Annotated in this window: 11 protein-coding genes; all 11 read left to right on the top strand. The window is 49.9% G+C overall.

Annotated elements, in window-relative coordinates:
• The first annotated feature begins 331 nt into the window (after positions 1 to 331).
• The 11 genes from pyrR to PTQ21_RS27160 all read left to right on the top strand — a co-directional run bounded on the left by pyrR (position 332) and on the right by PTQ21_RS27160 (position 15,552).
• A complete protein-coding gene (pyrR, locus tag PTQ21_RS27210; RefSeq protein WP_072734474.1) occupies positions 332 to 895 on the top strand; it encodes a bifunctional pyr operon transcriptional regulator/uracil phosphoribosyltransferase PyrR in 564 nt (187 codons plus the stop codon).
• On the top strand, positions 895 to 1,806 hold the full coding sequence (locus tag PTQ21_RS27205; RefSeq protein ID WP_095206245.1) for an aspartate carbamoyltransferase catalytic subunit: 912 nt from the start codon (positions 895 to 897) through the stop codon (positions 1,804 to 1,806). The genes pyrR and PTQ21_RS27205 overlap by 1 nt, the downstream gene beginning before the upstream one ends.
• 126 nt (positions 1,807 to 1,932) lie before the next feature.
• Positions 1,933 to 3,237 carry a dihydroorotase gene (locus tag PTQ21_RS27200; RefSeq protein ID WP_274567810.1) on the top strand — a complete coding sequence of 435 codons (1,305 nt, stop codon included), beginning with the start codon at positions 1,933 to 1,935 and terminating at the stop codon, positions 3,235 to 3,237.
• Between the two features lie 402 nt (positions 3,238 to 3,639).
• Positions 3,640 to 4,782, top strand: coding sequence for a glutamine-hydrolyzing carbamoyl-phosphate synthase small subunit (carA, locus tag PTQ21_RS27195; RefSeq protein ID WP_053784194.1), 1,143 nt, complete (start codon positions 3,640 to 3,642; stop codon positions 4,780 to 4,782).
• Position 4,783: 1 nt separating this feature from the next.
• The gene (gene carB / locus PTQ21_RS27190) at positions 4,784 to 8,002 is read left to right on the top strand and encodes a carbamoyl-phosphate synthase large subunit (RefSeq protein WP_274567809.1); all 3,219 of its coding nucleotides are present in this window, start codon (positions 4,784 to 4,786) and stop codon (positions 8,000 to 8,002) included.
• A gap of 111 nt (positions 8,003 to 8,113) precedes the next feature.
• The gene (pyrF, locus tag PTQ21_RS27185) at positions 8,114 to 8,854 is read left to right on the top strand and encodes an orotidine-5'-phosphate decarboxylase (RefSeq protein WP_072734472.1); all 741 of its coding nucleotides are present in this window, start codon (positions 8,114 to 8,116) and stop codon (positions 8,852 to 8,854) included.
• Complete coding sequence (pyrE, locus tag PTQ21_RS27180) at positions 8,851 to 9,492, top strand: orotate phosphoribosyltransferase (RefSeq protein WP_062326374.1); 642 nt, start codon at positions 8,851 to 8,853, stop codon at positions 9,490 to 9,492. The genes pyrF and pyrE overlap by 4 nt, the downstream gene beginning before the upstream one ends.
• Before the next feature lie 289 nt (positions 9,493 to 9,781).
• Positions 9,782 to 10,702, top strand: coding sequence for an ABC transporter ATP-binding protein (locus PTQ21_RS27175; RefSeq protein WP_274567807.1), 921 nt, complete (start codon positions 9,782 to 9,784; stop codon positions 10,700 to 10,702).
• The gene (locus PTQ21_RS27170; RefSeq protein ID WP_274567806.1) at positions 10,665 to 11,780 is read left to right on the top strand and encodes an efflux RND transporter periplasmic adaptor subunit; all 1,116 of its coding nucleotides are present in this window, start codon (positions 10,665 to 10,667) and stop codon (positions 11,778 to 11,780) included. The genes PTQ21_RS27175 and PTQ21_RS27170 overlap by 38 nt, the downstream gene beginning before the upstream one ends.
• Entirely contained in the window at positions 11,780 to 14,686 is a 2,907-nt protein-coding gene (locus PTQ21_RS27165) for an ABC transporter permease (protein ID WP_090953424.1), read from the top strand. Before PTQ21_RS27170 ends, PTQ21_RS27165 begins: the two co-directional genes overlap by 1 nt.
• 2 nt (positions 14,687 to 14,688) lie before the next feature.
• Positions 14,689 to 15,552, top strand: a complete 864-nt coding sequence (locus PTQ21_RS27160) for an ABC transporter ATP-binding protein (protein ID WP_063567873.1) — start codon at positions 14,689 to 14,691, stop codon at positions 15,550 to 15,552.
• The last annotated feature ends 19 nt before the right edge of the window (positions 15,553 to 15,571 follow it).

The raw sequence follows: 15,571 nt of genomic DNA, 5'->3' as shown, positions 1-15,571 counted from the left end.
GCCTGTGATGTTGAGGTGTTGACAGAGGGTTGTCTTTCTGTCATAATTCATGAAGACAAACGGACATATTGAGTACAGAACCCTGTGAGGTCCTGCAATATGAACGACATGAATAGCACCTTTAAATCAGTCCCGTGAGACTGGCAAGGTAACGTGAACGATACATCGTTTTTTGCTGCGGCAAATCAAGCGATGCATCCCGAGAGTAAACTTTCTTCAGAGCGGTCTGAAGTTCGGAGACTCCTTGCCAATGAACACGGCAAGGAGTCTTTTTTGTTCTCCTCGTCACGGGGCCATGATCTGAAAGGTAAATCCTGAGGAGGCTGAACGCATGAGCACAGAGACACATGTCATTATGGATGAAACCGCGATCCGCCGCGCATTAACACGGATTGCCCATGAGATTTTGGAAAAAAACAAAGGTATTGAGGGTTGTGTACTTATCGGAATTCGAACACGGGGTGTATACCTCGCAGAACGGATCGCCGCCAAGATTGAAGAAATCGAAGGTACACCGATCCCTTGGGGAGAACTCGATGTGACCCCTTATCGCGATGATCGCTTGGAAGAGAATAAAGCGAATCGCAAGGAACTGTTGACGATGACACCTGAATCACTTTCAATTCATAACAAAAAAGTGATTTTGTTCGATGATGTGCTCTATACCGGACGTACGATTCGCGCAGCGATGGATGCCCTGATGGATTGTGGAAGACCACAGAACATTCAGCTGGCGGTTCTCGCAGATCGCGGACACCGGGAACTTCCGATTCGACCTGATTTTATCGGCAAGAATGTGCCGACTTCTAAATCAGAGGAGATCGAGGTTGCATTGATAGAAACGGACGGACAGGACGAAGTCAAGATCATTCAGAACCGGGGGGAACAGGCATGATGATTACACAACCAGCATTGAAGGACCGGAGCTTGCTTGGCCTTAAGAACCTTAGCCGCGATGAGATCGACTCCATTCTGAACAGAGCAGCACACTGGGAAGCGCAGAAGGAGAAACTGGTTCCTGTACTGGAATCCCACTTCGTAGCCAACATGTTCTTCGAGAACAGCACGCGTACTCGCTTCTCATTTGAGATGGCAGAAAAACGTCTGGGTGCACAAGTACTGAACTTCACGGCGGCTGCATCAAGCGTGGAGAAAGGTGAATCCATCTATGATACGGTACGCACACTGGAGTCCATGGGCATTGACGCAGGAGTGATTCGGTTGAAACCTTCGGGTGTTCTGCAACAACTGGCTCAGAAAGTGAATGTTCCACTAGTGAATGCCGGAGACGGAAATAACGAGCACCCTACCCAGGCGTTGTTGGATCTCTACACGATGCGGAAGGCTTTCGGTGAGCTGAAAGGTTTGCGTGTGTCGATCATCGGAGACATCCTGCATAGCCGGGTAGCTCGCTCCAATCTGTGGGCACTGCAAAAGTTTGGTGCGGATGTGCGCTTCTGCGCACCGCAAACGATGCAGGCACCGGAGCTCGCAGAACACGCGCCTTATGTAGGTCTGGAAGAAGCACTCGATGCGGATGTAGTCATGATGCTCCGAGTTCAACTGGAACGTCATAAACATGGCCTGATTACTTCGGCTGAGGATTATCGCGAACACTACGGATTGACGGAAGAACGGGCATCACGCCTGAAACCAAGCACAATCATTATGCACCCTGCTCCTGTGAACCGAAATGTCGAGGTAGATGACGCGGTAGTGGAGAGCGCAGCATCGCGGATCTTCCCGCAGATGGCAAACGGTGTTCCAATCCGCATGGCGGTCATGGAACGTGCGATGAAACTGTAACAGGGTCTGGCTGTGGGTCATAGGCTGACGGGACGGAAGTTCTTATAGAGCAATGTGAGGGTACACGATAAAGAAAATCACCCGGCTTGTCTGGCAAGTCGGACAGAACCGAAGCGGAGGGCAATTATGCTACAGATTATAAAGAACGCGAACATCTTGAATCATCAAGGGGAACTTGAACGGAAAACGATCATTATAGATGAAGGAAAAATTCAAAAGATCGCTGGAGTGGAAGACGAAGCGGTACTGAAAGTAGAGCAATCAGCGCATAGCGTAACCGATGCTTCAGGCAAACTGGTCATTCCCGGTTTGATTGATATGCACGTGCATCTGCGTGAACCTGGATTCGAGCATAAAGAGACGATCGAGACGGGTGCCCGTTCGGCAGCACAAGGTGGTTTTACAACGATTGCATGTATGCCAAACACAAGACCGGTAACCGACAGCGCAGATGTCGTTAAGTTGGTTTTGGATAAAGCCAAAGAAGCCGACCTGGTTAAAGTACTGCCTTATGCAGCTATTACGAAGAACGAGCTTGGACGTGAACTTACGGATTTCGCCGCATTGAAAGAAGCGGGTGCGATTGGATTCACGGATGATGGGGTGGGCGTACAAAACGCTCAAATGATGAAAGATGCTATGAGCCTCGCAGCAAGTATGGATATGCCAGTCATCGCTCACTGCGAAGACGACTCATTGGTAGTTGGCGGATATGTGACAGAAGGCGAGTTTTCGAAGCGTCATGGTATCAAAGGTATCCCTAATGAATCCGAGGCCATCCACGTAGGCCGTGATATCCTGCTTGCAGAAGCAACGGGAGTTCACTACCACGTCTGCCACGTAAGTACGGAGCAGTCGGTTCGCTTGATTCGCCTGGCGAAGTCCATCGGTATTAAAGTAACTGCTGAGGTATGTCCGCACCATCTGGTATTGTCGGATGAGGATATCCCAGGTATGGATGCCAACTGGAAGATGAACCCGCCCCTACGCTCACCACGCGACGTGCAAGCTTGTATCGAAGGTTTGCTGGACGGAACGCTGGATATGATCGTTACCGATCACGCGCCGCATAGCGAAGAAGAGAAAGCAAAAGGTATGGAGCTGGCACCGTTCGGTATCGTTGGATTCGAGACGGCTTTCCCGCTGTTGTACACGAAGTTTGTGGAAACAGGGCTTTGGAGCCTGGACTTCCTCGTGAAACGCATGACAGCAGATCCGGCACGGGTATTCCGACTGGATACTGGCAAGCTGGAAGAGGGAGCACCAGCGGATATCACGATGATTGACCTGAACGAGGAAAAAGCGGTTGATCCAGCAACTTTTGCTACCAAAGGAAGAAACACACCATTCACAGGCTGGAAGCTAAAAGGATGGCCGGTACAGACATGGGTGGATGGCAAAAGCGTGTGGAATAACACGGTACAACAGTAAATCAGTAACTTATTAGATCAATAAATCAATAAGCTTTTCCTCTTTAATTCTTTTAAAACAACAAGGCTTTATAACTCTAAATCTACAACCTATACACCAATAACATCTTTACAACTAACTCAAGGCAGACCATGCCGAGAGTCAAACATACGAAACAAAGAAAAGTTGAATAATGCTTTTGAACATGGACACCAACGTAACTGTGGAGTGGGCAGAAAGAACCCGAAGAAGCAAAGCGTTCGCCTTTATCACCGGATTACTCCATTTGAAGAATGGGATCAAAGTAATCCGGAGATAACAGCGATCAAAGGGTTTTCTGCCCACGGAGCCGCACCAAACGTAACGTCCCCCATGTTCAACTCAAAGTATTCAACGTTGATAAACACAGAGGAGTGAAATGGGATGCAGGCACAGGCAAGATTATTGTTGGAAGACGGCACACTGTTCACCGGGAAAGCATTCGGTGCTGAAGGTGAAACAACAGGTGAGGTCGTTTTTAATACGGGAATTACAGGCTATCAAGAGGTGCTTTCGGATCCTTCTTATTGCGGTCAAATCGTAACCATGACGTACCCACTGATTGGTAACTACGGCATTACGCGTGACGACTTCGAGTCGATTCGTCCATTCGTACATGGTTTTGTGGTACGTCGTCATGAGCCGACACCAAGTAACTGGCGTGCAGAATACAGCGTAGACGATTTGCTTAAAGAGTATGGCATCGTAGGAATCAGCGAGATTGATACACGGATGCTGACTCGCCGGATTCGTCACCACGGCACAATGAAAGGAATTCTCACAACAGGATCGAAACCTGTGGAAGAGTTGCTGGAGATGATGGGAGACACCAGCATCGCTGAGCTGCGTAACCAGGTTCCTATGACTTCTACTCAACATGTATACAACAGCCCGGGAACGGCTGAACGCATTGTATTGGTTGACTACGGTGCAAAAACAGGGATTTTGCGTGAACTCAGCAAACGTAACTGTGACGTTGTCGTAGTTCCGCATGATGTAACAGCGGACGAAATCCGCCGCATGAACCCGGATGGCATCCAGCTGTCCAACGGCCCTGGGGACCCGAAAGACGTTCCTCACGCGGTTAAAATGATCAGTGAACTGCTCGGCGAATATCCGATCTTCGGAATCTGCCTGGGGCACCAACTGTTCGCACTTGCGGCAGGAGCCGATACAGAGAAACTCAAGTTTGGACACCGCGGCGGAAACCACCCGGTTAAAGAACTGGAGAGCGGACGTTGCTTCATCACATCCCAGAACCACGGTTACACCGTAAACGAAGAATCCGTGAAAAATACGGAGCTTGAAGTGACACATATCAACAATAATGATAAGACCATTGAAGGTCTGAAACATAAAACATTCCCGGCGTTTTCCGTTCAGTATCACCCGGAAGCAGCGCCAGGACCATATGATAACAGCTATCTGTTTGACCGCTTCATCGAGATGATTCGGGAGCACAAGATTACTCACCCGCAACAGCCGCGTCAAGCCGTATTGGCAGCCGCAGTGAAAGGAGCACAATAACATGCCGATTAACAAAGATCTCAAAAAAATCCTGGTGATTGGTTCAGGTCCAATCGTCATCGGTCAAGCGGCCGAGTTCGACTATGCCGGTACACAAGCATGCCAGGCACTGAAAGAAGAAGGCGTGGAAGTTGTACTCATCAACAGCAACCCGGCTACGATTATGACGGATACCAACATGGCTGATAAAGTGTACATTGAACCGATTACACTGGATTTTGTAACGCAAATCATTCGTCAGGAACGTCCAGACGGTTTGCTGCCAACCCTTGGCGGTCAAACGGGTCTGAACATGGCTGTGGAACTGGCACGTGCTGGCGTCCTTGAGCGTGAGAATGTCAAACTACTCGGAACACAGCTCACATCCATTGAGAAAGCGGAAGATCGTGATTTGTTCCGTGATCTGATGCGTGAACTGGAACAGCCTGTACCCGAGAGTGTAATCGTAACAACACTTGAGGAATCACTTGATTTTGCGAATGAGATTGGTTATCCAATCATCGTCCGTCCAGCCTACACGCTTGGTGGAACAGGCGGCGGAATCTGTGCGAACGAAGAAGAACTGCGCGAAACCGTAGCAGCAGGAATTCGTTACAGCCCGATAGGGCAATGTCTGGTGGAGAAAAGCATTGCTGGCATGAAAGAAGTCGAGTATGAGGTTATGCGTGACAAGAACGATAACTGTATCGTAGTCTGCAACATGGAAAACTTTGACCCGGTAGGTGTTCATACAGGTGACAGTATCGTTGTGGCGCCAAGCCAGACGCTGTCTGACCGTGAATATCAAATGCTGCGCTCAGCTTCCCTGAAAATCATCCGTGCCCTCAACATCGAAGGTGGATGTAACGTACAGTTTGCGCTTGATCCGCACAGCTTCCAATACTATGTTATCGAAGTTAACCCACGGGTAAGCCGTTCTTCGGCACTAGCTTCCAAAGCAACGGGCTATCCGATTGCTAAGATGGCTGCCAAAATTGCCATGGGTTACACACTGGACGAAATCGTGAATCCGGTAACGGGCCAAACATATGCATGCTTTGAGCCAACACTGGACTATATCGTGAGCAAAATCCCACGCTGGCCGTTTGACAAGTTTATCTCAGCGAACCGCAAACTGGGTACACAGATGAAAGCGACAGGCGAAGTTATGGCGATTGGCCGTACATTCGAAGAGTCAATTCATAAAGCTGTTCGTTCCCTGGAAATCGGCGTACACCGTCTGTATCTGAAAGATGCCGAAACCCTGGATGAAGCAACGCTGAACGAGCGTCTGGTCAAAGCCGACGATGAGCGTATCTTCCTGATCGCTGAAGCATTCCGCAGAGGGTATACATTGCAACAGCTTCAAGATCTGACGAAGATTGACTGGTGGTTCCTGGATAAACTCGAAGGGCTGATCAGCTTCGAAGATCGCATTCGTGAGGAATCCGAATTGTCCTCCGAAACCTTGTATCAAGCGAAGCGTCTTGGCTTCACAGACCGTGCCATTGCTGAGCTGCGGGCTGAAGGTCAACCAGGAGGTACGCTGACGAAAGAAGCTGAAATCAGAGCACGTCGTGAAGAGGAAAACCTTCGCCCAGTCTACAAAATGGTAGATACATGTGCAGCTGAGTTTGAAGCAACAACGCCATATTACTACTCTACTTACGAAACTGAGAATGAAGTCATTCCTTCAGATAAGAAAAAAGTAGTCGTACTTGGTTCTGGTCCAATCCGGATCGGTCAAGGGATTGAGTTTGACTACTCCACAGTACACGCGGTATGGGCTCTGCAAAAAGCAGGCTATGAAGCAGTTATCATCAATAACAACCCGGAGACGGTGTCTACGGACTTTAATACATCGGATCGCTTGTACTTTGAACCCCTGTTCTTCGAAGATGTAATGAACGTTATCGAACAGGAACAGCCGGTAGGTGTTATCGTACAGTTTGGTGGTCAAACAGCAATCAACCTGGCAGCACCACTACGTGCCGCTGGTGTAACGATTCTCGGAACAGATCTGGAAAACATTGATGAGGCAGAGGATCGCAAGAAGTTCGAGCGTTTGCTCTCCCGTCTGGAAATTGCACAACCAAAAGGAAAAACAGTCATTTCGGTAGATGATGCGGTTGAAACGGCTCAAAGTCTGGGTTACCCGGTACTGGTTCGCCCTTCCTATGTACTCGGCGGTCGTGCGATGGAGATTGTATACTCCGATGCAGAATTGCTGACATATATGGAACAGGCGGTTAAAATCAACCCGGAGCATCCGGTCCTGATCGACCGTTACATGATGGGTAAAGAGGTCGAGGTTGACGCGATCTGTGATGGTGAAACGGTATTGATTCCGGGTATCATGGAGCATATCGAGCGCGCAGGGGTTCACTCCGGTGATTCCATCGCGGTTTATCCGCCACAGCACCTGTCCCAGGATCTCAAAGAGAAAATTGTAGAGATTACAATCAAGATTGCAAAAGAACTGAAAACGATCGGTTTGGTTAACATCCAGTTTGTTATCCATAAGGGTCAAGTGTACATCATCGAGGTGAACCCGCGTTCATCCCGTACAGTACCTTTCCTGAGCAAAGTAACTAACATTCCGATGGCGAACCTGGCAACACAAGCCATTCTGGGCGTGAAGCTGAAAGACCTCGGATATGTCGACGGTCTGTGGCCTGAATCGGATCATGTTTCCGTAAAAGTTCCGGTCTTCTCCTTCGCGAAGCTGCGTCGTGTGGAACCAACGCTTGGACCTGAGATGAAATCCACAGGTGAGGTTATGGGTCGTGACCCGAATTACGCTAAAGCGTTGTTCAAAGGTCTCATCGGTGCAGGCATGAAGATCCCGGCCACCGGAGCAATCGTGGTAACGGTAGCGGACAAAGACAAAGAGGAAGCTGTTCCACTGCTTGAAGGTTTCTATAGACTGGGATACAAAATCATGGCTACCGGAGGTACGGCAGCTGCGCTTGAAGCAGCGAACATTCCGGTGACGACGGTGAACAAATTAAGTGAAGGTTCGCCGAACATTCTCGATATGATCCGCAGCGGCGAAGCAAACTTTGTGTTCAATACGCTGACCAAAGGCAAAACCCCGCAGCGTGACGGATTCCGTATTCGTCGTGAGGCGGTAGAGAACGGGATTGTATGTATGACTTCACTGGATACGATCCGTGCCCTGTTGATCATGCTGCAAACGATCAACTTCTCCTCTGAGGCTATGCCAGCTCTTGTAAAATAAATAAGACGATTTGTCACTGATCAAGGACATCAGTCAGCCTTCGGGCTGGCGGGATGTCCTTTATATCGGGCAAAAACGGAAAAATCAAGCTTTTGGAAGGAGCGCTGGAATATGAATCACCCGAATTTCAACGAAATGGCTGGCCGTCTGATGGTGGCACTCGATTATCCCGCAGCGGAGCAGGCTCAGGAATTAGTACAAGCCTTAGAAGGCATTCCCTGTTATCTGAAGGTGGGCATGCAGCTGTTCTACGCCGCTGGCCCGGACTTCATTCGCGAGCTGAAGTCGAAGGGGTACTCGGTATTCCTTGACGTGAAGATGCATGATATTCCAAACACGGTTCGTGGGGGTGCTGAAAGCATCACCCGTCTGGGAGTGGATATGTTCAATGTGCATGCAGCTGGAGGTACAAGCATGATGCGTGCTGCCCGTGAAGGTGCTGAGGCGGCTCTAGCTGCTGATCCTTCTCTTCGCAGACCTGAGATTATTGCGGTTACCCAGCTGACCAGTACCAGCCAGGAAACGATGAATGCTGAGATCGGCATCCAGGGAAGCGTTGAGGCAGCAGTAGTCCGTTATGCAGGACTAGCCCATGAGGCAGGTCTTGATGGCGTCGTTGCTTCCCCGTTGGAAGTACCGGCGATCCGCGCAGCCTGTGGCAGTGATTTTCACACGGTCACACCAGGCATCCGCCCAGCGGGAAGTGGCCTCGGAGACCAGACTCGTGTCCTGACGCCAGGTGAAGCCATTGCCAGAGGCAGCCATTACATTGTTGTAGGCAGACCAATTACGGGCGCTCCCAATCCACGTGAAGCAGCAGAAACCATTTTGAAGGAGATGTTAAACGCATGATCGAACTTACTGAGATTCCTAACCATATTGCTTCCCAACTGTTGAAAATTAAAGCGGTGGCGCTGCGTCCGCAGCAGCCATTTACCTGGACATCCGGCATCAAATCACCAATCTATTGTGATAACCGTCTAACGATGTCTTATCCCGAGATTCGTAACGACATTGCTGAAGCCTTTGCTGCGATCATTCGTGATCAATATCCCGATGCAGAAGTCATCGCAGGTACAGCAACCGCGGGTATCCCGCATGCTGCCTGGGTGGCGCAAAAGCTGAATCTGCCGATGGCATACATTCGTGATAAAGCCAAAGGACATGGCAAAGAGAACCTGATTGAAGGACTGATCACTGAGGGGCAGAAGGTTGTTGTCATTGAAGACCTGATCTCGACAGGTGGCAGTTCAATCAAAGCCGCTGAAGCAGTACGTGTAGCCGGGGCGACTCCATTGGCTGTACTGGCGATTTTCAGCTATCAGCTCGACAAAGGCATTAAAGCTTTTGAAGAAGCGGGAATTCCGCTGCAAACCCTGTCCAATTACACAGCTCTGATGGATGTGGCTTTGGCTGAGGGTACAATCCAGGAGAGTGATTTTGAACTGCTCAAATCCTGGCGTGAAGATCCTTCTTCATTTGGTAAATAATATCATTCACACCCGACTGAACAGTTTGATTGTGAACGGTATCAAAATTGTAATGATTGCCGCCATAGAGGCAAATACATTGAATATTCAAGAGGCATCCCGCACTTTGGGGTGCTTTTTTCGTTTGTTCATCAAAATATTAACTTTTTCACTGGAACGTTGTAAAAAGCTTGTAACTTTTAGTTGTGATCCGTCGTTTATAATGCAGTGTAGTATGGAATAGATTTCTATTTTTAGTGTCTTGATGAAGTGAACGGGATATGAAGAAAGGATGAGCGTGATTGCTGGCATGAAGAATTTATTTTCCAAAATCAGACCTGCCAAGAGCCAGTCAGGCGAGGACAGTGCGGTCGGACTCACGGAGCAGCAGGAACCAGTCGGGCAGGAGGAATCGGCATACATAAGTGAACCGCAGAATACATCCATCGACTCGCACGACATAACCAATGAAACAAGCCAAGAGGAAGTTGCGGTTGCAGCAGCTGAACCTGAAGTGAAGTCCAAGCCCTCCAAGAAGGATCTGTTGCCTCCATATGAAGGACCTGTGCTGGAGGTTCGCAATGTTCATCGCAGTTTCCAGACGGGTAGCCGTATTATTCATGTGCTCAAAGGCATCGATATGGAAGTGAACCCGCAACAGCTGGTGATGTTGAAAGGGCGGTCGGGCTCAGGGAAAACGACGCTGCTCAATATGCTGGGTGGGCTGGATCAGCCATCCAGTGGAGACATTCTGTTCTCCGGCCAGCCTCTTCAAGATTGGGGAGACCGGCGGCGGACCGCTTTGCGGCGCAGAGAAATTGGTTTTATTTTTCAGGCGTATGCGCTTATGCCCTTGTTGTCTGCTTGGGAAAATGTAGAGCTGTCGCTGCGCATGGCGGACGTGCCGCGTTCGGAATGGAAGGACCGGGTAGGTCATTGTCTGGATCTGGTCGGACTAACCAAACGGGTCAAGCACCGTCCATTCGAGATGTCCGGGGGAGAGCAGCAGCGGGTGGCCATCGCCAAGGCGATAGCCCACAGACCGAGATTATTGCTCGCGGATGAGCCGACAGCTGAACTCGATTCCAAAATGGGAGCACAGGTTATGGCTGTATTTCGCAATATTATTGAAGTTGAACAAGTAACGATCTGTATGACTACACACGATCCTACGATTTTGGAGGTTGCGGACCATGTTTATGAAATGGCGGACGGCAGATTTATCAAGTAAAGGGGCCGCTCCGAAGAGGGGGAAACGCGCAGCGCTTATTGTGCTTAGTGCGATAGTGGCTGCAACGATGGCCGGCTGCTCTTTGCTGCCGGCTGAGACAGAGGAAGAAGTACTTCCGCCAATTACACCGCCAACGATCTCCAAGAAGCCGGAATATGAAGTTCGGACAGAGACGCTGGAGAAGAAAGTAAGCGGAAGCGGCAAGATGATGAGCCAGCGGGAAGAAAAGGTGTATTTTACGCTGGACGGTATGCATATCAAAGAGTTGAATGTAAAACCAGGGGATAAAGTGAAAAAAGGTCAACTTCTCGCTGTTCTTGATGTAGAGAGCGTGGAGAAGGAAATCCGGGCCAAAAACCTGCAGATTCGCAAATCGGAAGTGCAAATGAAGGAAACGCTTCGCAAACGGGATGAGATGGACCCGGTAGAGTTCGAAGAGTCCACGATTGCCTTTGAAGAACTTCGTCAGGAACTCGCCGATCTGGAGGATCAGTTGGGTAAAGCCACTTTGACCGCTCCATTCGGTGGAACAGTCATTGCTGTGCAGGTGGAGAAGGGCGCGGCTGTCAAAGCTTATGACCCGATTGCGACCATAGCAGATACATCCAACCTGGTTGTCGCAGCTACGTTTGCCAAGGAAGATTTGGAAAAGTTCTCGGCTGGCATGAAGGCGGATGTGGACATTAATGGGGCAGGCAAAGTGGCTGGCAAAGTTAAAGTGATGCCTGTTGCCCAAGCATCGGGTAGTGGAAGTGGTAATGGCGGAGGGTCGGGGGAAGGCGGAACGCCTCCAGCGAAAGAAAGCCTGGATCAATATGTTATCGTCTCGCTGGCGAAAATGCCCAAAGGGGTTGAACGCGGTACACCTCTAATGGTATCGATTGTCACGCAGCGAACAGAGAACGCGATTGTCATTCCAGTATCCGCTCTGCGCTCCATCGGTTCAAGAACGTACGTGCAAGTGGTGGAGAGTGATGGAAGCAAGCGTGAAGTGGACGTAGAAGTTGGGCAGCAGACATCCACGGATGTGGAGATTCTGAAAGGTCTGACCGTTGGACAGAAAGTAGTGGGCCGCTAATGGGGCTGCCATTGCTTCGACTGTTGTTCCGCAAAATGTGGAACACTCGCTGGATGACGTTCAGCACACTGATCGGACTGATTGTGGCGGTAGCGTTCACCGTTAGTATTCCGATGTATGCCGATGGTGCGCTGAAGCGGGTCGTGGCCCAGACGCTGCAGGATAACAGTGAGGGACTGCCAGCCGGCTCGTTGCTCATGAGTTACCAGGCACCTGGTGGTGTGAAGACAGATACACGTGGTCTGGAAGAGGTGGATCGATATATTCGCGAGGATGTGCCCCGTGACATTGGATTTCCTTTTCATACGTATGTGAACTCCCGTTCCATCCGCAGCACAGAGGTGAACCCGGAAGACCCAACCAAAGTGGATGCCAGCCGGGTCCGCAGCATGAGTCTGGGTACGATGACAGGCCTGGATGCACAGGTTAATTATTCTGCGGGAGTGAAGCCGGGCAACCAGGTCAAGGACGATACGATTGAAGCTGTCATGCTCGAAGAGGGCATGTATCGTAACGATCTGCATATCGGAGATGTTCTGGAATATCCGATTTACAGCGGTCTCGATATTACGTTGCGTGTGAAGATTATAGGTTCTTTCAAAGCCGATGATCCTAGCAGCCCGTACTGGGTACAGGGATTTGACGGTATGATGAACGGACTATATGTGGATGAATCGGTATTTAATAATGTTCTGTTAAAGGAAAAAGGGATACCTCTTCAGAATTCACGTTGGTATTATGCATTTGATCTGAAAGAGATTCAAACGAGCCAGCTCTCGGGATTGACCTCTGTGCTGGAAAGGCTGGATATCGACCTATATCAGCGGTTGAAGGATACGAAAGTGGACATCACCTTCGGGGATCTGCTGAAACAATTCCGCAGTCAGAGTCTGCAATTGCAGACCATGCTGTTCACACTGGCAGCACCGATGATTGCGATGGTCTTTTATTTTATTGCCATGAATGCCAGACAGTCGTTACAGAAGCAGGAGAGTGACATTGCGGTTCTGCGCAGTCGGGGAGCTTCTGCCCGGCAGATCTTCTCTCTTTATCTGCTTGAAGGTATATTCCTGGGAGCGATTGCTCTTGTCATTGGCCCGTTTCTTGGATGGTTTATGGCGAAAAGCATCGGTTCAGCGAGCGGATTTCTGTCGTTCGTGGATCGGAAATCCATTCCGATCGGAATATCAAAAGAAGCCATCCTGCTTGGCCTTATCGCCGTGTTGGTGGCAATTATAGCTTCTCTCATTCCGGCAGTAACCTATGCGCGGGCGACGATTGTATCGGCTAAGCGGCGGCAAGCACGTACAGATCGTGCGCCGGTATGGCAGCGCTGGTTCCTGGATATCGCTCTGTTGGGGCTCGCCGGATATGGATACTACTTGTTCTATGAACGGCAAATGTTGACGTTCCAGACCGGAATGACGACAGATCAGCTTCAGGTACAGCCGTTTCTGTTCTTTGTACCGGCACTCGCGATCTTTGCACTGGGACTGTTCTTCTTACGGTTGTTCCCGTGGATTTTGAAGTTGATTCAGCTGATCGGGCGCAAGTTTCTCCCGGTTCCACTGTATCTGACACTGACGCAGCTTTCGCGTTCATCATCTTCTTATTATCCTTTGATGATCCTGCTTGTATTGACACTCGGACTCGGTGTGTATAACTCGGCGGCGGCTCGTACCATTGATCTGAACTCAACCGAGCGCACGTTATATCGCTATGGTTCGGATGTTATTATGCAGACGGTATGGGAAGGCACACCTGAGGTTAAGCCAACGGGTTCCGGACAAAACGGAGGTTCAGGCGGTGGACAGGGTGGAGGAAACGGTGGCGGTGGTTCTGGAGGCGGCGGTAACGGCGGCGGAGGTGGATCAGGTGGAGGCGGTGGTACTTCACAACCGACGAAGATGATCTATTCCGAGCCACCTTTTGAAGTGTTCCGCAGCCTGAATGGTGTCGAACATGCAGCGAGAGTGCTGCAAACGAAAGGCAACATTATTGTCTCTGGCAAATCAGGTGGACAGGGAATGCTGGTGGGGATCGACAATGTGGATTTTGCCCAAGTGGCGTGGTTCCGCAACGATCTGTTCCCGGCTCATCCTTATAAGTACCTTGACTTGCTTGGAAAATATGAAGGGGCCGTATTGATCTCTTCCAAATTTGCAGACAAATTCAAGCTCAAAACCGGAGACCTCGTCTCCATTGGTGTACAGGGCCAGGCGATTGAATTTGTGGTCTTTGGCATTATACCTTACTGGCCTGCCCAGTATCCGGATCAAATGCCGTTTTTCATTGCCAATCTGGATTACATCTATGATCAGGTGCCTCTGATTCCATATGAGGTCTGGCTGAAGATGGAGCCGGATGCCAAAGTTGCTCCTTTGATGGAGAAACTTGCAGCTGAAGGCATTGAATTATCGTCTGTGCGCGATGTGCGTACAGAGCTGGTATCCCAGGGCAAACATCCGTCAAGAGGCGGGGTGTTCGGCATACTGAGTCTCGGATTCCTTGTCTCGGTGATTATTTCCCTGATCGGATACATTCTGTACTGGTTCTTCAATCTATCCGGGCGTGTAGTACAGTTCGGTGTCCTGAGGGCGATGGGATTATCCCGGGCACAATTGAGCGGTATGTTGCTGTTAGAGCAGGTGTTCACGGCGGGTCTGTCCATCATTCTTGGTATTGGCATTGGTCAGGTATCCAGCCGTCTGTTCCTGCCCTTCCTGCAAACGACAGATAATGTGTCCGCACAGGTACCTCCGTTCCGAATTGTATTTGAAGAGAAAGATATGTTGCAACTATACGGCGTGACCGTGGTCATGCTGATCATTGGAGCAACGATGCTGCTGTGGCAAATCCGCAGGCTGCGAGTTCACCAGGCAGTCAAAATGGGAGAGGAGAGGTAAACGTGATCCAATGCGAAGGACTTGTCAAAATTTTTAAATCCAGCGATGTGGAAGTCGTTGCCCTTCAAGGTCTCAATCTGACTGTCAATCAAGGTGAAATGATGGCCATTATCGGTAACAGTGGTAGTGGTAAATCCACATTGCTCAACATTCTGGGTGGACTTGATCGTCCAACAGCTGGTACAGCCGTTGTCGGGGATTGGGATTTGCTGAAAATGACAGATGCCCAATTGGTGGAGTACAAACGTCATACCGTAGGGTTCATTTGGCAAAATAACGGCCGTAACCTGCTGCCATACCTTACAGCACTGGAAAACGTGGAAACGCCCATGATTTTGGGAGGCAAGCGCGATCGCGCATATGCCATGCAGCTGCTGGAGTGGGTTGGACTGAAGGATCGGATGCACAACAAGCTGCATCAATTATCCGGTGGGGAGCAGCAGCGGGTAGCGATTGCCATCTCGCTATCAAATCGCCCCAAGCTGCTGCTTGCCGATGAGCCGACAGGTTCGGTGGATTCAGAGACATGTGATACCATCATGGGCATTTTTCGTAAAATGAACAAGGAACTCGGGGTCACGATTGTGATTGTTACTCATGATCTAACCCTTGCTGGTAAGGTGGACCGGATCGTGGCGATTCGGGACGGCTTGACCAGCACCGAGTTTGTGAAACGTAATCCGAATCTGGATGACGAACATGGCTTATCGGAGGCAGGAGCCCCGGATATTCATGAAGCTTTTGTCATTATCGACCGGGCGGGACGACTTCAGGTGCCCAAGGAGTATCTGGAGGCGCTGTCCATTGATAATCGTGCCACATTGGAATTTGACGGTGAACGTATTGTCATTACACCGCCAAGATAATTTTAGAGGGGGAATTGGG

This window comes from Paenibacillus marchantiae (genome assembly GCF_028771845.1).
Classification (GTDB): Bacteria; Bacillota; Bacilli; order Paenibacillales; family Paenibacillaceae; genus Paenibacillus; species Paenibacillus marchantiae.
This window is presented reverse-complemented; position numbering and strand designations above follow the sequence as displayed.